This window comes from Burkholderia sp. AU17457, from assembly GCF_002223255.1.
GTDB lineage: Bacteria > Pseudomonadota > Gammaproteobacteria > Burkholderiales > Burkholderiaceae > Burkholderia > Burkholderia sola.
In genome coordinates this window covers 1,418,318-1,438,412 of record NZ_NKFB01000005.1, presented here as the reverse complement: position 1 = coordinate 1,438,412, position 20,095 = coordinate 1,418,318, and the positions used below count along the sequence as shown (strand labels likewise).

Below are 20,095 nucleotides of genomic sequence, written 5' to 3'. Positions count from 1 at the left end.
TTCGGCACGGCGGCCGTCACGTCTCGTGACGGTCGCCTCGAAAGCCACGGCCGGCATGCCGGCCGCACCGCCTCCTGGAATGCTCCGATCATGTCCGCTGTTTCGTTGTCACGCGCCATTGACCGCCTGTTTATCGTTGACCCCGGTCTTCATCGGCTGCTGGGCGGGGCGCGCGCCGCACTGGCGAGCGTGCTTGCCGGCGCGCTCGGCATTGCGCCGGCGCTTCATCACGGTCTCGCGATCACCACGGGCGCCGTCGGCATACTGTTCGCGATGATCGCGCCACTCTTCCTGCGCGATGCTCGCCGGCTGGACTGGTATGAATCGCTTGCGTGGCAGTACGGCGTCGCATGCGCGAGCTTCGCCGCGGCCGCCGTCGCGAGCGCGTGGCCGGTCGTCGGCAAGACGGGTTTCGTGATGGTCCTGTTCTGTTCGATGCTGTGCCAGACCCAAGGGCCGCGCACGGTCGGATGTGCGTTCCTGGCGATCGCCATGTACTACCTCGGCCTCTATCTGCATCCGGCCGCGCTACAGGTCGGCCGCATGCTGGCGATGTCGATCGCGGGCCCGGCGGGCGTCGTGCTCGTTTGCCGGATGCTGTTGCCGACGCATGCGGCGCACACGCCCCGGCTCATTGCGCGCTCGGTATCGCTGCAAGCGGCATGCATCGCACGAAGCGACGTACCGGGCGCGGGCGAGTGGGGTGCGATGGCGCATCTGCTCGCGTTGAACGAAGCCGCCATCGCGCTCGAGAATCACGCGTCGACACTCGATGAACGCGACGCGCGTGCATTGCACGCCGCGCTCGTCGCATTGGAGATGGCGGCGGCCCGGCGCGTGCTGAACCACGACCGGACGGACGCCGCCGCCGCGGCGCTACGCGCGGCGATTGCGCGCTTCGAAACCGTCGCCGGCGAAGTGGCGGCGCGCATGGCCGCCGCACGTCCGCCCGCGACGCCGCGGCACGCACGCGCGCTGCCGTGGATCACCGACTGGCGCACGCTTGCATGGTTGCCGGCGATCCGCGCCGCGGCGGCCGCGTGCGCCGCCATGTTGATCGGCCAGACGCTGTCGTCGGAGCGGTGGATGTGGGCGGTGCTCAGCACGTTCGTCGTGTTCTTCGGCACCTATTCGTGCGCCGACACGATCTATCGCGGCGCGCAACGCGTTGCCGGCACGCTGGCCGGCGCGCTCGCGAGCGTACTCGTCGTCAGCGCCGTTCATCATGCGAATGCAGTCGTGGTCGTCGTCATGGGCGTGTGTGTGTTTGCCTGGGCGTATCACATCCTGCATGCCTACGGGCGCGGCGTATTCTTTCTGACGGTGCTGATCGGCGTCGTCTATGCGCAACTGGGGTTCGAGATCGGCGCGCTTGCGGAACTGCGTATCGGCGAGGTGTTGATCGGCTGCGCGGTCTCGCTCGCGGCGGCGATGCTGGTGATGCCGCTGGCGGCGTCGCGCCACATCGCGACGCGCTCGCACGGCCTGTTGGCGGCGCTGCGCGAACTCGTGCATGAACGCGACGACGGCACGCGCCCGGCGGCGCCGCAGACGCGCATGGCCGATCGTCGTTTGCACGACGTGCGGATGGCGATCAGGCCGTTGGCCGCGTGGCGCCTGCTCCGTGCATCCGGCGATGCCCGACGGTTGCTGGACACGCTGCTGGTCTGCTGGCTGTACGGACGAATCGTGGCGACACGCCTGCCTGTTGAATTCGGTGAGTCGGCTGTCGCATTCGAGCGACATGCGCGCGCAGCCATCGTCACGCGAATCGATGCATTGATGAGCGATCTGGATCGCGGCCGTTCGATGCCACTCGAGGCGGCTGCGAGCGTCGGGCACGGAACGCTCGCGATAGCCGGCGATCCTCCGTTGCCGACGCCTCGGGAACTGGCTCGGCTCGACGCGAAGCTGATCGAACTCAACCGCGCATTCGAGGATGCGCTGTTCGGAAAAACGACGGGCGAGGAACGGTCGCATCGCTCCGACAGCAGCGTTCGCGCCACCGATGTTCGGGAAGCGCTACGTTGTTCAGGCATCTGAAGCATCGAGTGCCAGCCGGATGGCATCGCGCGTCCTGCGTGCCGCCACGGCTGCCTGCATCGTGCGGAACAGCGCGACGAATTCCGCGTCGGCATCGAGGCCCAGTGCGGCGAACGGTTTTGAGTCGAGGATCGCGAGCGGATTGCCGCTTCGCACACGATCGAGATCCGCTGCGTCGAACTGTGGTTCACTGACGGCGAAGGGGGCGCCACGATCGTCGACACCCTTCAGGTACTGCTGAAAGCAAGCCAGCAGCAGGGCTTCGCGGCGCAGGTCGCCGTTGCGCGCGACCAGTGCTCCGATGGTCTTTGCATGAAACACCGGGATCTTCGATGCGCCGTCGTGCGCGACGCGCAGCAACTGGTCGCCGAGTGCGGCGTTGCGAAAGCGCGCGAGCGTGCTTTGAGCATAGGCGTGCGCGGACACGCCGTGCGGTAGCGTGAGGATCGGAACGACGTCCCGGGTCAGGAAGGTGTCGAGCAGCGCGGCGAGATCGCGATCAGCCATTGCGTCATGGACGAAACGATGCCCCAACAGAATCGCCGGGTAAGCGAGCAACATGTGAGAAGCGTTCAGCATGCGCCCCTTCATGGCCTCGTACGTATGGACGTCGTCGCGCAATTCGACGCCTGCGGCGTCGAATGCCGGACGTCCGGCGCTGAAACTGTCCTCGATCACCCATTGCGAGAACGATTCGGCAACGACGGGTGCCGTGTCGTCGATGCCTGACGACCGGTTGGCGCGCACGCGGACCGCGTCCGTCACCTGCGGCGCGATTCGATCGACCATGCTGTTCGGGAACGCCACGTAACGCTCGATCCAGGCAGCGAGATCGACGTCGACCGCACGTGCGAAGTCGAGTACGGCGCGTCGCGCGGTATCGCCGTTACTGCGCAGGTTGTCGCAGGACATCACGGTGAAGGGCAGTACGTTGGCGGCTCGGCGCCGTCTGAGCGCTTCGACGATGAACCCGAACGCGGTACGGGGCGGTCCCCCCAGCAGATCGTGCGCGACGTCGGGCGTGTCGAAGCGAAATGCGCCGGTCGTCTCGTCGAGGTTGTAACCGCCTTCCGTGATGGTCAGCGAGACGATCCGGATCGCCGGGTCGGCAAGGCGGGTCAGTACGGCCTCCGGATCGCCCGGTGCGTGCAGATACTCGATCATTGCACCGATGACGCGCACCATCGTCGTGCCGTCGCTCGCGAACTCCGTCAGCGTATAGAGGCAATCCTGTGCGCGGAGCGCGTCGGCCTTTGCGACCGAGGCCGGGCCGTTACCCAGTCCGATTCCGCATATTGCCCATTTTTCGTGACCGGGCAGATGCAGCACGTGATCGATGTAGCGCGCCTGATGGGCGCGATGGAAGTTGCCGACGCCGATATGCGCAATGCCTGCGCTCAGGCGAAGACGGTCGTAGGCGGGAACGGCGACGTGCGGTGCCACGCGTCCGAGCGTCGCATCGGAGAGCGGATGGGGCGCGCCGTCTTCGGGCGCCAGAGGGAAGGCGTTGTCGTTCATGATCGCGGGGTGTGTCGGGTTCGAGGAAGGTCAGGCGCGCATGCGCAAATCGGGCGTCGTGCCGTGCAGGTGTTGCAGCCAGCGCTCGACGAGCGACGGCAGCGCGGCCATGTCGTCGAAGACGACGTACGCACCGGCGGCGCGCAACTTGTCCGCCTGGGTTCGTGCCGCATGCGCGGCGCCCACGAAACCGAGTACGGTCATGCCGGCGGCAATCGCGGCTGCCGTCCCGGTCGCGCTGTCCTCGACGACGATGCACCGTTCGGGCGCGACATGCATGCGACGGGCAGCGGCCAGATAGACATCGGGGCCGGGCTTGGGCGAGGGCACCTGGTCGGCCGTGAACAAGCGTTCGCCGAACATGTCGGCCAGGCCGATCCGGTCGACCACGCTGCGCACGTACGCAAGATCGCTGTTGCTTGCGCATGCCTTGACGAGCGGGATGGCGGCGAACGCGTCGCGCACGCCGTCGATGGCCGGTGCATTGACCGCGTTTGCGTGGACGTCCGCGCGAATCGCCACCAGCGTGTCGTCGGCGAGCGGCCGATCGACGATGGTTGCGACCGTGCGCAGCAGTTGCTCGGCGCGCATGCCGAGCAGGGGGCGCACGACGTCGCGAAGGCCGGCGAGTCCCCAGAGGTGCTCGAGGCGCGTCACGATGATGCGTTCGGCGATGGCCTCGCTGTTGACGAGCACGCCGTCGCAATCGCTGATCAGCGCGAGGTCAGAAAGTCGACGCATGTCGGTGAGTTCGTTCATGTCGGTTTCCGTGACGAGAAGGCGGGATGGACGTAACTGGCTTGACCGGGGGGGCGATCAGGAATGGCGCGGCCCGAAGGTTCCGCGCTTCAATGCGCGTTCGATGTCCTCGAGACTGCGACCGCGCGTTTCCGGCACCATGAAGAAGATGAACACCCAGGCGAGCGCGTTGAGACACGCGTACGCCCACATCGCCCCGCCGACACCGAGCCATTTGGTCACGGTCAGCGCGGTGCCGGTCAGCAGGAGGTTCGAGCCCCACAGCATCGCCGCGTGCGCGCCGGTGGCTTGGTTGCGAATCGCGACGGGGTAGATTTCGGCGCCCGTCAGCCAGCCGATGACCTGGATACCGCCGGCGTTGAACACCATGAATGCGATCAGGCAGATGACGATCCACAGTTGCTGCATGGGCCAAACGAAGTCGCCGCGCAGCAGGCAGCCAAGCAGCACGAGGCTGGCAGCCGCGACGGGCAGCGTCGCCAGGCTGAGCGCACGGCGGCCGACATGGTCGACGATCAGCTTGCCGATGAAGGTCATCACGAGATACGTGATGGCGACGCCGAGTGCGGCCCACAGCGATGCCGACGCGCCGAATCCCGCGTCGCGAAGGAACGTCGGCGTGTAATAGATCATCATCTCGATGCCGCTCAGCTGGGTGAACGCGGCGACGCCGAGGCCGGCAACGAGCGCGGGGCGTACCCAGCGCTCGCGCATCGTGCGCCAGCCCGATGTCGCGCTGTCCTGCTGCCGCTCGACCACGTCCCGAATATCGGCAATCTCGTGCCGGACGGCCGCCTGGGATGCCCGCACCTTCGACAACTCGCCATGCGCGTCGGCGATGCGATCCTGCTCGACGAGCCAGCGCGGGCTGCGCGGCAGTCGGGTCATGCCGACCATCAGGATCACGGACGGGACGACCGCGATGCCGATCATCGCGCGCCAGGAAAACAGGTCGTTACCCGCGACGCCGATCAATGCCGCGAGCAGGATGCCGATGCCGATCGATACGTTGAAGTAGGTGACCAGGCGGCCACGCTTGTCCGGCTCCGCGAGTTCCGCGATGTAGGTCGGCACGATCTGCGTCGAGCCGCCGACCGCGAATCCGAGCACGAGCCGGGAAGCGGCAAGGGACCAGACGTCGGGCGAGAGGGCGGCAGCCAGCACGCCGGCCGCATAGATCGCCGAGACGATCGTAATGGTTTTGCGGCGTCCCAGCGCAGCCGACATGCGGGTGCCGGCCAGCGCGCCGATCACCGCGCCGAGCAGGATCGCGGCGGCGACGAGCTCCTGCGCGCGGTAGTCGAGCGCGAACTCTCGCGCGATGAGGGGCAGCGCGCCCGAAATGATGCCGGTGTCGTATCCGTAGAGTCCGCCGGCGATCGCCGCGATCGATGCGACGGTACGCATGTAGGCGGAGGGAGTGGGCCCGGGGCGGGCCGCGGGTGTGTCGGGAAGGGCGGAGTCAGAAGCCATGACGGTTTTCCTTGTGATGCGGTTCGTCGCACGGGCGAACGAAACGTGACGGCATGCGTCCGCTCCGGTAAAAGGCGCCGCCGCACGTGCGGTAACGCCTCGATCAAGCCGCGGAGCGGGACGGCGCGGACCGGCGCTCAGGCGAGCGCGGGGACGTGGCCGGGCGGCGTGCCGCCGCGTCGGGCAAATGGAACGCGCCGATAGGAGGGACGTCCGGTTGGTACGCGGGTTGATTGCTTCGTCATGTCGGTCACCGAGTAGGGAACTCGCTCACGGCCCGTCCAAACCGGTTTGGATCGAGGGCGCGACGATTCCTCTGGTTGAGCACGATCTGGAGCCGCACTTTGGAGCAAGGCGCCAGTGTCTCCTCTGGCGCTTCACGGCCTGCGTTGCAGGCGAACGATTCCGCCGTTGCCGGGGGAATCGTGACGGTATTTCGGCGGACCGGTTGGTCAGGCGCCGAAACAGGGGATGCCAGCCAAGAGGGGCTGGCGGGCTACGGCCTCGTGGCGCGAGCGACAAGGCACATGGCGCTCAAGGCATGAACAATTATCCAGAATCGGAGCAAAAGATCAAGTTTACGAAATGATGTCCCGGCGAGCGGCCCGATAAGGGCTGCGAAAACGGACCATTCCGCGGCCCGCGCCTTTCACGTGCGCTCGAGCATCTTGATCGCCGCGGCGGCGGCCCCCGCGCGGGTCTCGACATGCAATTTGCGGAACAGGTGCTCGAGATGCTTGTTCACCGTGCGCGAGGCGATGCCGAGAATGTCGCCGATATCGCGGTTGGTCTTGCCGTGCGACACCCAGAGCAACACTTCGGCCTCCCGCATCGTCAGGCCGAAGCGTTCGGCGAGCGCATTGCAATGCACGGTGTCGTCCCGCTCCTTGAGGATGACGATCCATTCGCCCGGCTCCGGACCGAGTGTCGCACTGGCCGAGCGGCGTATCTGGCCCGAGCCGAATTCGTGCACGGCGTCGCCTGGGGCGCCGCGCGCGAGCCAGTCGATGAACCAGGCGCGCAGCAGCGCAGGCAGCTTCGGCGGCGCATCGGTATCGCGTGCGTTCGCGGTTTGCCGGGCATCGGGGGCGTCATGCGCAGTCGCGTATGCAGCGATGCGATGCGCCGCCTGCGGACTTTGCCACCGAATCGTGCCGTCCGCGCCGACGATCAGCGCCGCGCGCGTGTCGAGCGACAGTGCGGCCTCCGCGTACAACTGCGCGCGTGAACGCCGCACGTGGGCGCCGATGCGCGCGCACAACTCCTCCGGCTGCACCGGCTTGGTCACGTAATCGATGCCGCCCACGCGAAAGCCGCGTACGACGTGCTCGCTTTCCGTCAAGGCAGTCATGAAGATGACGGGCAGATGCTCGTGCCGTCCGTCCTGCTTGATGCGCACACATGTTTCGAAGCCGTCCATGCCGGGCATCATTGCGTCGAGCAACACCACGTCGGGCGTCACGCGCGCGAGGCGTTTGAGCGCGTCCTCGCCGGACAGCGCGACGATCACCGCGTAGCCGTTCGCCTGCAGCGTATCGGACAGAAAGGCGAGGTTCTCCGGCGTGTCGTCGACGATCAGGATCATCGGCCGTTCGCGCAGCCACGCGGCCGGGGCGTCGACGATCGGGGAGGCCGCGATCGTGGTGTGCGCGTCACGCGTTTGCGCCGCGCGCGAGTCGGTCAAGCTCATGCTCGAGTTCCCTTAGCTGAAAACGTTCCGCCAACGCGCGCAACGCGTCGATTTGATCCCGCAACGCGGGCCACGCCTCACGGGCGGCGTCGAGCTGTTCGATCACGCCCTGTACGTAGCCGACTTCGAGATGCGCATGCAGATGCTCGATGAGCCCGCGCGGCCACACGGCGGGGGTGAGCGGCGGCGGCGCGGCCGGCGCGCTCGCGCCTGTCTCGGATGCAATCCAGTCGAGTGCAAGCAGTTGGGCAAGCTTGTCGAGCAGCAGATTCACCTGCAGCGGTTTCACCAGATAACCCTTGCATCCGGTCGCGTTCGCGCGATCGCGGTCGTCGGCGAACGCGTTGGCGGAGAGCAGCACGATGGGCGCGCTCGACAACTGATTCTCGGAGATCAGGCGGCTGGTTTCGTAGCCGTCCATCAACGGCATCGAAATGTCCATGATGATCGCGTCCGCCGTGTGCATCGCCAGCCAGCGCAGCGCATCGGTGCCGCTGGCCGCTTCGGCGACGTCGAAGCCGAGCGGCGTGAGCAATTGCACGACGATGTCGCGCTGGTCGTCGAGGTCGTCGACCACGAGAATGGTGCGGCGCGCCCCCGTATAGCCGCGAATCGACGCGAGTTCGGTGGGGGGTTCGGCCGCCGCGTCGACGGCCGGGGCGAACAGGCGCACCACGAAGCGCGTGCCGTGCCCGACTTCGCTGTCCACTTCGAGGCTGCCGCCGAGCGCTTGCGTGAGCAGGCGGCAGATCGTGAGTCCGAGGCCGGCGCCGTGATCGTACGCATGGGCCGCTTCGCCGCGTTCGAACGGCAGGAACAGGCGCTCCATTTCGGCGGGCGGGATGCCGGGGCCGGTATCGATCACCTCGAATTTGAGCGTATCGAGCACGTGACTCACGCGCAGCGTGATCGTGCCGCTCGACGTGAAGCGGATCGCATTGCCGATCAGGTTCGTGAGGATCTGACTCATGCACTTCTGGTCGGTGCGCACGGTGGCGGGCAGCCGGCCGACCGTCCGCACGTCGAAGGCGAGCGCCTTTTCGAGCGCCTGCGGACGGAGCATCGACGTCAGATGCGCGACGAAATCGGCGAGGGATACCTTGGCGATGTTCAACTGAAGCTTGCCCGCCTCGATGCGCGCGATGTCGAGCAGACCGTCGACGAGCGCGAGCAAGTGCTCGCCGCTGCGATGGATCGTGCGCACGGCGTTGTAGCGCGTGGGCGAGAGTTCTTCCTTCGCCTGCAGCAGCAATTGCGTGTAGCCGAGAATGCTGTTCAGCGGCGTGCGCAACTCGTGGCTCAAACCGGACACGTAACGGCTCTTGGCCCGATTGGCCGATTCCGCGGCGGCGGTCGCGCGCTTGAGCGCCGCGTCGGTTTTCTGATGCGCGTCGATTTCGAGCATCAGCAATTCGTTTTGCCGCTGCGACTCTTCCTGCGTGACACGGCGGTTTTCGCGCTCGAGCACGAACCACCAGGCCGCGATGCAGCCCACCAGCGAGAGCGCGAGAAAGATATTCAGGAAACTGCCCGAGAGCGCATGGCCGATCGACGGCCCGGCGGCGCTCATCGACGTCGCGCTCTGCGACCAGATCAGGTAGAGCACGCTGCCCAGCACCGCGAGCATCGCGATCACGAGGCTCGCATAGTGGATCAGGCGTAGCGCGGCGGGACCGAGTCGCGCGCCGGGCAGCACGCGATGCAGCGCGCGGTCGGCCTGCGACGCGAAGCGCGCGTGCGGTTTGCAGCGGTCGTGGCAGCGCGAGTCGAGCGAGCAGCACAGCGAGCAGATCGTGCCGCCATAGGCCGGGCAGTACGCCGTATCGTCGGGTTCGAAGGTGTTTTCGCAGATCGCGCAGCGCAGCGAGGTGGCGTCGCCGGTCGGTTGCGCGGCGCGGGCAATGTAATAGCGACCGCGCGTGAGTACCGCGAGCACCGGCGCGCACGCGAACGCCACGCCGAACGCGATGAACGACGACATCGCCTGGGCGAGCGCGCCGAACAGGCCGCTATGCGCGAGCATCGCGACGGCGGCCGCGATCAGCATCGCGCCGACGCCCACCGGGTTCACATCGTAGAGGTGCGCGCGCTTGAACTCGATATGTCGGGGGCTGTAGCCGAGCGGCTTGTTGATGACGAGATCGGCGAACAGCGCGCCGATCCAAGCGATCGCGATGTTCGCGTAGAGCGACAGCACCTTGGCGATCGCATCGAACACGCCCATTTCCACGAGCAGCAACGCGATCATGACGTTGAACACGAGCCATACCACGCGGCCCGGATGGCTGTGCGTGAGCCGGGCGAAAAAATTGGACCACGCGAGCGAGCCCGCATAGGCGTTGGTCACGTTGATCTTCAACTGAGAAACGATCACGAACAGCGTCATCGCGGGCAGCGCCCAACTCGCGAGCCCCAACGGATCGAGCAGCAGATGATAGGCGACGAGGTACATCTGCGTAGGCTGGGTGGCGTGGCCGGCATCGACTTCGTACTGGAGCGCGATGAAGGCGAGCAATGCGCCGCCCAGCATCTTGAGCGCGCCGGGCACGATCCAGCCCGGCCCCGTCGAGAGCAACGCGAACCACCAGCGCGTGCGGTTCTTCGCGGTGAGCGGCGGCAGGAAGCGCAGATAGTCGACCTGTTCACCCACCTGCACGATCAGCGCGAACACGACCGTCGACGCTTGACCGAAGGCGATCAGGCTGAACGCGCGGCCCTGCGGCGCGAAGCCCGCGAAGGTGGTCCATTGCGCGATCAGGTCGGGATGGCGCCACAGCACGGCGGCGTAGGGCAGTACGAACAAGGCGAGCCACAGCGGCTGCGTCCAGCTTTGCAGGCGGTTGATCAGCGTGATGCCGAACATGACGATCGGGATCACCACGAGCGAACTCACGACGTAGGCGATCGCCAGCGAAATATGGAAATACAGCTGCAGCGCAAGCGACATGATGGCCGCTTCGAGCGCGAAAAAAATGAACGTGAACACCGCGTACAGCAGCGACGTGACCGTCGAGCCGATATAGCCGAAGCCCGCGCCGCGCGTGAGCAGGTCCATGTCGACGCCGTAGCGCGCCGCGTAATAGCTGATGGGCAAACTGGTGAGCCAGATCAGCACGGAGACGGCCGCAATGGCCCAGACCGCGTTCGTGAAGCCGTAGTTGACGACGAGACTGCCGCCGATCGCCTCCAGCACCAGAAACGACACGGCGCCGATCGCCGTATTGGCCACGCGCAGCTCCGACCAGCGCCGGAACGAGCGCGGCGTGAAGCGCAGCGCGTAGTCCTCGAGGGTTTCGTCGCCGACCCAGGCGTTGTAGTCGCGACGCACCTTGACGATGCGTTGCGTACCGGGCGCGCCCACTGACGGGTGACTCTGGGACATGAAGATGATCCGAAATGGTGCGAAAGCGGCACGAGCGGGGCGCGAACGGCACAACGGCGGACCACACCGCTCAGGATCGCCCTGCAATGCAAATTACATTCCAGTACGCACGCCGGGAATACGTCGATTGACGTATTCCGATCCTCAAATTGGCTTTCTACATTGCGTCCAACCTCGACCCAGCCCGCAGCGACCCGCGCCGGGCGCCCGATAAGGAGAACGTGATGTCCGCAGACGATCGACTCGATGACGAAGCCCGGATGCCTTCGCCGCTGCGCCGGAAAATGCTCGGCGGTCTCGCCGCCGCGCCGCTGATGGCGTTGGGCCTGCCGCGCGGCGCATTTGCTCAAACGCCGCCCACGGCGAAGGTCAACACCACGGGCCTCGCGGTCACGGATACGACGGTGACGGTCGGCCAGCTCCACTCGGCCACGGGCACGATGGCGATTTCCGAAACCGGCTCGATCCAGGCCGAGCGCCTCGCGATCGAGCAGATCAACGCGATGGGCGGCGTGCTCGGCCGCAAGGTGCGGATCATTCAGGAAGACGGCGCGTCCGACTGGCCGACCTTCGCCGAAAAATCGAAGAAGCTGCTGGAGAACGACCACGTCGCGGCCGTGTTCGGCTGCTGGACCTCGGCCTCGCGCAAGGCGGTGCTGCCGGTGTTCGAGAAGGACAACGGCCTGCTGTATTACCCGACCTTCTACGAAGGCCTCGAACAATCGAAGAACGTGTTCTACACGGGTCAGGAAGCGACCCAGCAGATTGTCTGGGCGCTCGACTGGGCGTCGAACACGAAGAAGGCCAAGACTTTCTTCCTCATCGGTTCCGACTACATCTGGCCGCGCACGTCCAACAAGATCGCGCGGCGCCATATCGAACAGCATCTGCACGCGAAAGTGGTGGGCGAGGAGTACTACCCGCTCGGCACGACCGAGTTCGCGTCGCTGATGAACAAGATCAAGCTCGCACGCCCGGACTGCATCTTCGCGACCGTGGTGGGCGGCTCGAACGTGGCGTTCTACAAGCAGCTCAAGGCCGCGGGCATCACGCCGCAGAAGCAGTTCCTGCTGACGCTGTCGGTGACCGAGGACGAAGTGCTCGGCATCGGCGGCGACAACTTCGCGGGCTTCTATTCGTCGATGAAGTACTTCCAGTCGCTCGATAACGACAACAACAAGAAGTTCGTCGCGGCATTCAAGGCGCGCTACGGCCAGAAGTCGGTGATCGGCGACGTGACGCAAGCCGCCTATCTCGGCCCGTGGATCTGGAAGGCCGCGTGCGAGCGCGCCGGCAGCTTCGACGTCGACAAGGTGGTCGCGCATTCGGCCGGTATCGAGGTGGCGAACGCGCCGCAAGGCTACGCGAAGGTCGATGCGAACCATCACCTGTGGAGCCGCTCGCTGATCGGGCAGGGCCAGGCAGACGGCCAGTTCAAGGTCGTCGCGCAGTCGGAGCAGCCGATCCAGCCGAATCCGTTCCCGAAGGGCTACATGTAATCCGTCAACCGCAGCGGCGCGGCGGCCGATGACGCCGCCGCGCGAGGAGCGTTCGATGTCCGCTACCGATATTTTCAACATCACGCTGATGCAGGGCTTCGCCGGTCTGAGCCTCTTCAGCGTCCTGCTCCTGATGGGGCTCGGGCTCGCCGTGATCTTCGGCCAGATGGGCGTGATCAACATGGCGCACGGCGAATTCATGACGATCGGCGCGTATACGGTCTACCTGTTTTCGTGGTTGTCGCAGAACGTCTGGCACGCGCTCACGCCCGTGTATTTCTTCTTCGCGATTCTCGCGGCGTTCGCGCTGGCCTTCGCGGCGGGCTGGCTCGCCGAATGGGCGCTGATCCGCCATCTCTACAAGCGCCCGCTCGACACGCTGCTCGCCACGTGGGGTCTGAGCCTCGGCATGCAGCAGGTGTTCCGCTCGACCTTCGGGCCGAAGGAAGTGAGCCCGGCGCTGCCCGACTGGCTGATGGGTTCGTGGGAGCCCACGCCCGGCCTCGACATTCCGGTAAGCGGCATGTTCGTGATGGGCCTCGCGCTGCTGATGACGGGCGGCCTGCTGCTCGCGCTCTATCGGTCGCGCTGGGGCTTGCGCGTGCGCGCCACGGTCGCGAACCGGCCGATGGCGAACGCGGCGGGCATCAACACGCGGCGCACCGACCGCATGACGTTTGCGATCGGCTGCGGGATCGCGGGCGTCGCGGGCGCGGCCTTCACGGCGATCGGCTCGACGGGACCGACGAGCGGCTCGCTCTATATCGTCGATTCGTTTCTCGTCGTGACGTTTGGCGGCGCGGCGAGCCTGCTCGGTACCGTCGCGTCGGCGTTCGGCATCGCGCAGATGCAGTCGATCAGCGAGTTCTTTCTGTCGGGCTCGATTGCGCGCGTGCTCACGCTACTCACCGTCGTGGTGATTCTGATGCTGCGTCCTCAGGGCCTGTTTGCGTCGAAGGTGCGGCGAGTTTAAGCGCGCGTTCATCCCCACGCCTCATTTACAGCTTCATTCGACTGGAGAGACGGACATGGAACCCATCCAATCCGCGGCGGGCGGCGTATCCCCGCGATCCGGCCCGGGCGTGCCGCCGGCCGGCTGGCGCGTGCGCGCGGCGCGACTCGATGCGTCGGGCTACGCGGGCATCGTGCTGCTCGCGCTGCTGATCGTGGTCGTGTTTCCGCTCGCGCTCGACACGTTCCGCCTGAACCTGATGGGCAAGTACCTGACCTACGCGTTCGTGGCGATCGGCCTCGTGATCGCGTGGGGCTACGGCGGCGTGCTCAGTCTCGGCCAGGGCGTGTTCTTCGGCCTCGGCGGTTACGCGATGGCGATGTTTCTCAAGCTCGAGGCGTCCGATCCGGCCGCCACGCGCACGCAGACCACGCCGGGCATTCCCGATTTCATGGACTGGAACCAGCTCACCGCGCTGCCCGCATGGTGGAAGCCGTTTCACTCGTTGCCGTTCTCGATACTCGCGGTGCTCGTCGTGCCGACCGCGCTCGCCTTCGTGATCGGCTACGCGATGTTCAAGCGGCGCGTGGGCGGCGTGTATTTCGCGATCATCACGCAGGCGGTCGCGCTGATTCTCTCGGTGCTGATCATCGGCCAGCAAGGCTATACGGGCGGCGTGAACGGCATCACCGACCTGCGCACGCTGCTCGGCTGGGACATCCGCACCGATCACGCGAAGCTCGTGCTGTATTTCGTGAACGCCGCGTTGCTGATCGGCGCGCTGCTCGCGTGCCGCTGGGTTCAGCGCAGCAAGCTCGGCACGCTGCTGCTCGCGATGCGCGACAAGGAAGACCGCGTGCGCTTCTCGGGCTACGACGTCGCCATGTTCAAGGTGTTCGCGTTCTGTCTCGCGGCGATGCTCGCGGCCATCGGCGGTGCGATGTTCACGCTGCAGGTGGGCTTCATGTCGCCGTCGTTCGTCGGCATCGTGCCGTCGATCGAGATGGTGATCTATGCGGCCGTCGGCGGGCGCATGTCGCTGGTCGGCGCGGTATACGGCGCGATTCTCGTCAATCTCGGCAAGAGCTGGTTTTCGGAGAGCTTTCCGAACCTCTGGCTCTATCTGATGGCGGCGATGTTCATCGGCGTGGTGATGGTGTTTCCGAACGGGCTGGCCGGTCTCTACGACGAGCATGTGCGCCCGCGCGTGCGGCGGCTGCTCGGCGCGGCGAACGAGGAGGCGTGAAGCATGAGCAATACCGACTTTCTGCTCGCAATCGAAGACCTGACTGTGTCGTTCGACGGCTTCAAGGCGATCGATTCGCTGAATCTCTATCTCGAGCGCGGCGAGCTGCGCGTGGTGATCGGCCCGAACGGCGCGGGCAAGACCACGCTGCTCGATCTCATCTGCGGCAAGACGAAGGAAACGGCGGGCAGCATCAAGTTCCGCAACGAGGAAATCACGAATCTCGCGGAATTCCGCCGCGTGCGTAAAGGGATTGGCCGCAAGTTCCAGACGCCGTCGATTTACGAAAACCTGAGCGTGGCGCAGAACCTCGAAGTGTCGTTTCCGCGCGGACGCAGCGTGTTCGGCGCGCTCGCGTACCGCGAGGATGCCGACGTGGCCGATCGCGTGCGCGACGTGGCCGATGAAATCGGCCTCGCCGGCGCGCTCCATCTGGAAGCGGGGCTGCTTTCGCACGGCCAGAAACAGTGGCTCGAGATCGGGATGCTACTGATGCAGGACCCCGAACTGCTGATGCTCGACGAACCGATCGCGGGCATGAGCGTGCGCGAGCGCGAGCTGACCGCCGATCTGCTCGACCGCATCTGCCGCAACCGCTCGATGATCGTGATCGAACACGACATGGCTTTCGTGGAGCGCATCGCGCACAAGGTCACGGTCATGCATCAGGGGAAGATCCTCGCGGAAGGACCGATGGCGCAGGTGCAGGCCGATCCGCGCGTGATCGACGTCTACCTGGGCCACTGAGCCGGCAACCGAACGACAACACGGAGAACACATCATGCTGGAAGTCGACGATCTCGTCGTCAGCTACGGCCAGAGCGAGGTGCTGCACGGCATCGGCTTTTCCGTTGCGCAAGGCGAAAGCGTGGCCGTGATGGGCCGCAACGGCATGGGCAAGACCACGCTGTTCAAGGCGCTGATCGGCATGCTGCCCGCCCATCGCGGCACGGTGCGCGTGGCCGGCGCGGACGTCTCGAAGGACGAGAGCTACCGCCGCGTATCGAAAGGCATCGGCTACGTGCCGCAAGGGCGGCAGATTTTCGCGTCGCTGACCGTCGAGGAAAACATTCGGACGGGCCTCGAAAACGCGCAGAGCCAGCGCGTGCCCGACGAACTTTACGCGTTGTTTCCCGTGCTGTTCGACATGAGAAAGCGCAAGGGCGGCAATCTGTCGGGCGGTCAGCAACAGCAACTCGCGATTGCGCGCGCGCTCGCGACCGACCCGAAAGTGCTGCTGCTCGACGAGCCGACCGAAGGCATCCAGCCGTCCGTCATCAAGGACATCGCCAAGGCGCTCAACCAGATTCGCACGAGCCGCAATATCGCCATCGTCGTGTCGGAGCAGGTGTTGAGCTTCGCGCTCGACGTGGCCGACCGCCTGTTCGTGATCGAGGGCGGGCGCTTCGTGCACCAAAGTACGCGCGATGCGGGCGACACCGACCGCATCCGCGAATATCTGTCCGTCTGAACGCGACGCGGCGTTCGCGCGCCGCGCCGTATGTCAATCCGCGAACCAGGAGTGAACGCCATGCCCGAGACTCTCATCAAGGTCGATCTGAACCAGTCGGCTTACGAAAACGAACAGGTGCACAACCGCTGGCACCCCGACATTCCGATGGCCTGCTGGGTCAAGCCCGGCGACGATTTCATCCTCGAAACCTACGACTGGACCGGCGGCTTCATCAAGAACGACGACAGCGCCGACGACGTGCGCGACATCGACCTGTCGATCGTGCACTTTCTGTCCGGCCCGGTAGGCGTGCACGGCGCGGAGCCCGGCGACCTGCTGGTGGTCGACCTGCTCGACATCGGCGCGAAGGCCGATAGTCAGTGGGGCTTCAACGGCTTTTTTTCGAAGACCAACGGTGGCGGCTTTCTCACCGATCATTTCCCCAGCGCGCAAAAATCGATCTGGGATTTTCACGGCGTCTATACGCGCTCGCGCCATATTCCCGGCGTGAATTTCGCGGGCCTGATTCACCCGGGCCTGATCGGCTGCCTGCCCGACCCGACACTGCTGGAGACCTGGAACGCGCGCGAAACCGGCCTGATCGCCACCGCGCCCGATCGCGTGCCGCCGCTTGCGAATCCGCCGTTCGCGGCCACCGCGCACATGGGCAAGCTCGCGGGCGACGCGCGCGACCAGGCCGCCGCGCAGGGCGCACGCACGGTGCCGCCGCGCGAGCATGGCGGCAATTGCGACATCAAGGATCTGTCGCGCGGCTCGAAGGTTTTTTTCCCGGTCTATGTGGATGGCGCGGGCCTGTCGGTCGGCGACCTGCACTTCAGCCAGGGCGACGGCGAGATCACGTTCTGCGGCGCGATCGAAATGGCCGGCTGGGTGCATATGCGCGTGAATCTGATCAAGGGCGGCATGGCGAAATACGGCATTCGCAATCCCGTCTTTCAGCCGAGCCCGATCACGCCGACCTATAACGATTACCTCATTTTCGAGGGCATTTCCGTCGACGAGCAGGGTGGCCAGCACTATCTCGACGTCACCACCGCGTATCGCCAGGCGTGTCTGAACGCCATCGAGTACCTGAAGAAATTCGGCTATTCGGGCGCGCAAGCGTATTCGCTGCTTGGCTGTGCGCCGGTGCAGGGGCATATCAGCGGCGTGGTGGATATTCCGAACGCGTGTGCGACCTTGTGGCTGCCCACGCAGATCTTCGACTTCGACATTCGCCCGAATGCCGACGGCCCGATCCGGCACATCCAGGGCGGCGTGGATCTGCCGTGTTCGCCGGATCTCGCGAACGCGTGACCGACACACTGAAATAACGCAGGAAAAGGAGGCCGTCATGCCAATCTACGACTTCGAATGCGCGAGCTGCGGGCCGTTCTCCGTCATGCGTCGCATCGCGGACCGCGAGAAACCGTGCCGCTGTCCCGACTGCGGCGCCGAAGGCGGGCGCGTCATCAGCGCGCCGTCACTGGCGCTGATGGGGGGCGCGCGCCGCGCCGCACACGCGACCAACGAGCGTGCCGCGCACGCGCCGCGTCAGTCCGGCGACGGGCCGCCGCTGCGCCATCGCGCGGGTTGCAGTTGCTGCTCGGGCGGCGCGGCGACGCGCGCAGGCACGGCGTCGGACGGCCTCAAGCGGCCGGCGGGACGGCCGTGGATGATCAGCCACTAAGGTGTGCCGCGCGCGAGCCGATGCGCGGAAGCAGCGGCCGTCGCGCGTGGCGTCAACGCGTTCAAGGAGGATGCGTCATGCGACATGGTGATATTTCGAGTAGCCGCGACTGCGTGGGCGTCGCGGTGGTCAACTACAAGATGCCGCGTCTGCACACGAAGGCGGAGGTGCTCGACAACGCGCGCCGTATCGCCGACATGGTGGTCGGCATGAAGCAGGGTTTGCCGGGCATGGATCTCGTGGTGTTTCCCGAGTATTCCACGCACGGCATCATGTACGACCGCCAGGAGATGTTCGACACGGCGTCCGCGATTCCCGGCGAAGAGACGGACATTTTCGCGGCGGCGTGCCGCAAGGCCAACGTGTGGGGCGTGTTCTCGATCACGGGCGAGCGCCATGAAGCGCATCCGCGCAAGGTGCCGTACAACACGCTCGTGCTGATCGACAATCGTGGCGAGATCGTGCAGAAGTATCGCAAGATCATGCCGTGGACGCCGATCGAAGGCTGGTATCCGGGCGACCGCACCTATGTGACGGACGGGCCGAAGGGCCTCAAGATCAGCCTGATCATCTGCGATGACGGCAATTATCCGGAGATCTGGCGCGACTGCGCGATGAATGGCGCGGAGCTGATCGTGCGCTGCCAGGGCTATATGTATCCGGCGAAAGAGCAGCAGGTGATGGTCGCGAAGGCCATGGCGTGGATGAACAACACCTACGTGGCCGTGGCCAACGCCACGGGCTGGGACGGCGTGTATTCGTACTTCGGCCATTCGGCGATCGTCGGGTTCGACGGGCGTACGCTCGGCGAGTGCGGCGAGGAGGAAATGGGCGTGCAGTATGCGGAGCTGTCGCTCGGCATGATTCGCGATGCGCGGCGTAACATGCAGTCGCAGAACCATCTGTACAAGCTGCTGCATCGCGGTTATACCGGCACGATCAATTCCGGTGACGGCGCGAATGGCGTCGCCGAATGTCCGTTCGGCTTCTATCGCGACTGGATTGCGGATCCCGACGCCACGCGTCGCCGTGTCGAATCGCTCACGCGCGCCAGCCCCGGCACGCCGGAGTGTCCGATCGAAGGCATTCCGCACGAAGAGTGAGTATGCGCGCGGCATGGAATACCGCGTAAGCCGCGTGATCTGCTTCATGCACGGCGGCTCGACGTGGCGAGCTCGTCGCGCTACTGCCAAATTACCGAGCAACCGAGTTGACGATACAGGCGGTCTACCCGAGTGCTCGGCGCATCCCGCTCAAAGTTCGACGGTTCGTTGACTACCCTGACTGCAGCGTTCGGCAACGAGACGCCTTGGGATCGAGGTGTGAAGAGGTAGGTAGTGACAAGCCGTTACGCGCGACCGGTTGCGCCCGGTTCAGGTAGAGGGGGTTCCGAGTGCCGACATCAGATAATCGATCACCACCCTGACTCGCGTCGGTACGCGTCGACCGGCGGGATAGACGAGGTGGGTTGCCATGCGTTCAGGCTGAAACTCGGGCAGGAGGACCTCGACTTGTCCGGTATCGATTTCCGCTCCGAAAAGCCATCGTGGCGCCTGGGCAATGCCGAGCCCGTGCAGTACCGCGGCGCGCACCTGCTCTGCATCACCCGTAAAGAAAGACCCTTGAGGAACGCGATGAACGGTTTCGCGCCCGACCTTGAAGCGCCAAGGGCGGCGCTCATGGTTTCGAGCGAAGACGACGCCCGTGTGTGCGTCCAGATCGGCCAGCCGGGTAGGCCTGCCTTTGGCAGCGATATAGCCCGGACTGGCCACGAGCAGCGATTCCATTTCCGATAGTTTTCTCGCTGTCAGCGAGGAATCCACCAGCGGCCCGTGGCGGATTGCCAGATCCACTCCTTCCCCGACCAGGTCGATCTGTCGTTCGGATACGGACAATTCGAGCGCAACGTGCGGATAGTGCCGAAAGAACCCGGGAAGGAGCGGCGTCACGCACAGGCGGCCATAGGCAGGCGCGGTCGTCAATCTCACCAAGCCTTGTGGAGATTGCTGTCGCGTCCCCACCGATGACTCCAGCGAATCGAAGTCGTCCATCCATCGCTTGGCCGACTCATAGAACGCCTGGCCCGCCGCGGTGATCACCACCTGACGCGACGTTCGCAACACCAGCTGAGCGCCGAGATACCGCTCCAGCGCGGCAATCTGCTTGCTTACGGTTGGTTGTCCAATGCCTTCCTCTCGCCCTACGGCGGAAAAACTGCCACATTCGACGAGTCGAACAAACAGGCGAATTGCATCCAGGCGATCCATGAGTATTCGTATCGATCCATTCTGTATTGGAATCGATGGTATGCCGGCAGACTGCGTTTCGGCAACAGGCGGACTTGTTTAAGTTACCGCCTGTGCAGTTACCGTCATCGCTGTTTACCGCTG

15 protein-coding genes and 1 pseudogene are annotated in these 20,095 nt (G+C 65.4%); 10 read left to right on the top strand and 6 right to left on the bottom strand.

What is annotated here, in order from left to right:
* Positions 1–90: 90 nt before the first annotated feature.
* A complete protein-coding gene (locus CFB49_RS23705; RefSeq protein ID WP_089492475.1) occupies positions 91–2,043 on the top strand; it encodes an FUSC family protein in 1,953 nt (650 codons plus the stop codon).
* On the opposite strand, the gene CFB49_RS23700 is transcribed toward CFB49_RS23705, so the two are convergent.
* From CFB49_RS23700 to CFB49_RS23680, 5 genes are all read right to left on the bottom strand, one after another.
* Positions 2,032–3,561, bottom strand: a complete 1,530-nt coding sequence (locus CFB49_RS23700; protein WP_089492474.1) for a mannitol dehydrogenase family protein — start codon at positions 3,559–3,561, stop codon at positions 2,032–2,034. The genes CFB49_RS23705 and CFB49_RS23700 overlap by 12 nt on opposite strands.
* A gap of 30 nt (positions 3,562–3,591) precedes the next feature.
* Complete coding sequence (locus tag CFB49_RS23695; RefSeq protein ID WP_089492473.1) at positions 3,592–4,320, bottom strand: HAD family hydrolase; 729 nt, start codon at positions 4,318–4,320, stop codon at positions 3,592–3,594.
* Positions 4,321–4,377: 57 nt separating this feature from the next.
* Positions 4,378–5,793 (bottom strand): sugar porter family MFS transporter, encoded by a 1,416-nt coding sequence (locus tag CFB49_RS23690; protein WP_069618030.1) that lies wholly within the window; start codon positions 5,791–5,793, stop codon positions 4,378–4,380.
* A gap of 649 nt (positions 5,794–6,442) precedes the next feature.
* Entirely contained in the window at positions 6,443–7,378 is a 936-nt protein-coding gene (locus CFB49_RS23685) for a response regulator (protein WP_089492828.1), read from the bottom strand.
* 67 nt (positions 7,379–7,445) lie between these two features.
* On the bottom strand, positions 7,446–10,865 hold the full coding sequence (locus CFB49_RS23680) for a hybrid sensor histidine kinase/response regulator (protein ID WP_089492472.1): 3,420 nt from the start codon (positions 10,863–10,865) through the stop codon (positions 7,446–7,448).
* A 224-nt stretch (positions 10,866–11,089) separates the two neighbouring features.
* On the opposite strand from CFB49_RS23680, the gene urtA reads away from it, so the two are divergent.
* The 9 genes and pseudogenes from urtA to CFB49_RS36880 form a co-directional block, all read left to right on the top strand.
* Positions 11,090–12,364 carry an urea ABC transporter substrate-binding protein gene (gene urtA / locus CFB49_RS23675; RefSeq protein WP_069618028.1) on the top strand — a complete coding sequence of 425 codons (1,275 nt, stop codon included), beginning with the start codon at positions 11,090–11,092 and terminating at the stop codon, positions 12,362–12,364.
* A 55-nt stretch (positions 12,365–12,419) separates the two neighbouring features.
* A complete protein-coding gene (urtB, locus tag CFB49_RS23670) occupies positions 12,420–13,337 on the top strand; it encodes an urea ABC transporter permease subunit UrtB (RefSeq protein WP_069618050.1) in 918 nt (305 codons plus the stop codon).
* 55 nt (positions 13,338–13,392) lie between these two features.
* Positions 13,393–14,562 (top strand): urea ABC transporter permease subunit UrtC, encoded by a 1,170-nt coding sequence (gene urtC, locus CFB49_RS23665; protein WP_069618027.1) that lies wholly within the window; start codon positions 13,393–13,395, stop codon positions 14,560–14,562.
* Positions 14,563–14,565: 3 nt separating this feature from the next.
* Positions 14,566–15,309: an urea ABC transporter ATP-binding protein UrtD gene (gene urtD, locus CFB49_RS23660; RefSeq protein WP_069618026.1), complete on the top strand. Its 744-nt coding sequence runs from the start codon at positions 14,566–14,568 to the stop codon at positions 15,307–15,309.
* Between the two features lie 34 nt (positions 15,310–15,343).
* Positions 15,344–16,033, top strand: coding sequence for an urea ABC transporter ATP-binding subunit UrtE (gene urtE, locus CFB49_RS23655; RefSeq protein WP_069618025.1), 690 nt, complete (start codon positions 15,344–15,346; stop codon positions 16,031–16,033).
* A gap of 60 nt (positions 16,034–16,093) precedes the next feature.
* Positions 16,094–17,332: a formamidase gene (gene fmdA, locus CFB49_RS23650; RefSeq protein WP_069618024.1), complete on the top strand. Its 1,239-nt coding sequence runs from the start codon at positions 16,094–16,096 to the stop codon at positions 17,330–17,332.
* A 37-nt stretch (positions 17,333–17,369) separates the two neighbouring features.
* Positions 17,370–17,705 carry an FmdB family zinc ribbon protein gene (locus CFB49_RS23645; RefSeq protein ID WP_069618023.1) on the top strand — a complete coding sequence of 112 codons (336 nt, stop codon included), beginning with the start codon at positions 17,370–17,372 and terminating at the stop codon, positions 17,703–17,705.
* Between the two features lie 77 nt (positions 17,706–17,782).
* Positions 17,783–18,808: an aliphatic amidase gene (locus CFB49_RS23640; RefSeq protein ID WP_089492471.1), complete on the top strand. Its 1,026-nt coding sequence runs from the start codon at positions 17,783–17,785 to the stop codon at positions 18,806–18,808.
* A 59-nt stretch (positions 18,809–18,867) separates the two neighbouring features.
* A pseudogene (locus CFB49_RS36880) lies at positions 18,868–19,039 on the top strand (LysR family transcriptional regulator); the annotation flags it as partial.
* Between the two features lie 39 nt (positions 19,040–19,078).
* On the opposite strand, the gene CFB49_RS23630 reads toward CFB49_RS36880, so the two are convergent.
* On the bottom strand, positions 19,079–19,972 hold the full coding sequence (locus tag CFB49_RS23630) for a LysR family transcriptional regulator (RefSeq protein ID WP_089492470.1): 894 nt from the start codon (positions 19,970–19,972) through the stop codon (positions 19,079–19,081).
* Positions 19,973–20,095: the final 123 nt, after the last annotated feature.

Bases quoted from the DNA above. Each gene is read 5' to 3' on its own strand.
- CFB49_RS23630 (WP_089492470.1), bottom strand. From the start codon at position 19,972: ATGGATCGCCTGGATGCAATTCGCCTGTTTGTTCGACTCGTCGAATGT.
- CFB49_RS23685 (WP_089492828.1), bottom strand. From the start codon at position 7,378: ATGATCCTGATCGTCGACGACACGCCGGAGAACCTCGCCTTTCTGTCC.
- CFB49_RS23700 (WP_089492474.1), bottom strand. From the start codon at position 3,561: ATGAACGACAACGCCTTCCCTCTGGCGCCCGAAGACGGCGCGCCCCAT.
- CFB49_RS23645 (WP_069618023.1), top strand. From the start codon at position 17,370: ATGCCAATCTACGACTTCGAATGCGCGAGCTGCGGGCCGTTCTCCGTC.
- CFB49_RS23705 (WP_089492475.1), top strand. From the start codon at position 91: ATGTCCGCTGTTTCGTTGTCACGCGCCATTGACCGCCTGTTTATCGTT.
- fmdA (WP_069618024.1), top strand. From the start codon at position 16,094: ATGCCCGAGACTCTCATCAAGGTCGATCTGAACCAGTCGGCTTACGAA.
- urtC (WP_069618027.1), top strand. From the start codon at position 13,393: ATGGAACCCATCCAATCCGCGGCGGGCGGCGTATCCCCGCGATCCGGC.
- urtE (WP_069618025.1), top strand. From the start codon at position 15,344: ATGCTGGAAGTCGACGATCTCGTCGTCAGCTACGGCCAGAGCGAGGTG.
- CFB49_RS23640 (WP_089492471.1), top strand. From the start codon at position 17,783: ATGCGACATGGTGATATTTCGAGTAGCCGCGACTGCGTGGGCGTCGCG.
- CFB49_RS23695 (WP_089492473.1), bottom strand. From the start codon at position 4,320: ATGAACGAACTCACCGACATGCGTCGACTTTCTGACCTCGCGCTGATC.
- CFB49_RS23690 (WP_069618030.1), bottom strand. From the start codon at position 5,793: ATGGCTTCTGACTCCGCCCTTCCCGACACACCCGCGGCCCGCCCCGGG.
- urtB (WP_069618050.1), top strand. From the start codon at position 12,420: ATGTCCGCTACCGATATTTTCAACATCACGCTGATGCAGGGCTTCGCC.
- urtD (WP_069618026.1), top strand. From the start codon at position 14,566: ATGAGCAATACCGACTTTCTGCTCGCAATCGAAGACCTGACTGTGTCG.
- urtA (WP_069618028.1), top strand. From the start codon at position 11,090: ATGTCCGCAGACGATCGACTCGATGACGAAGCCCGGATGCCTTCGCCG.
- CFB49_RS23680 (WP_089492472.1), bottom strand. From the start codon at position 10,865: ATGTCCCAGAGTCACCCGTCAGTGGGCGCGCCCGGTACGCAACGCATC.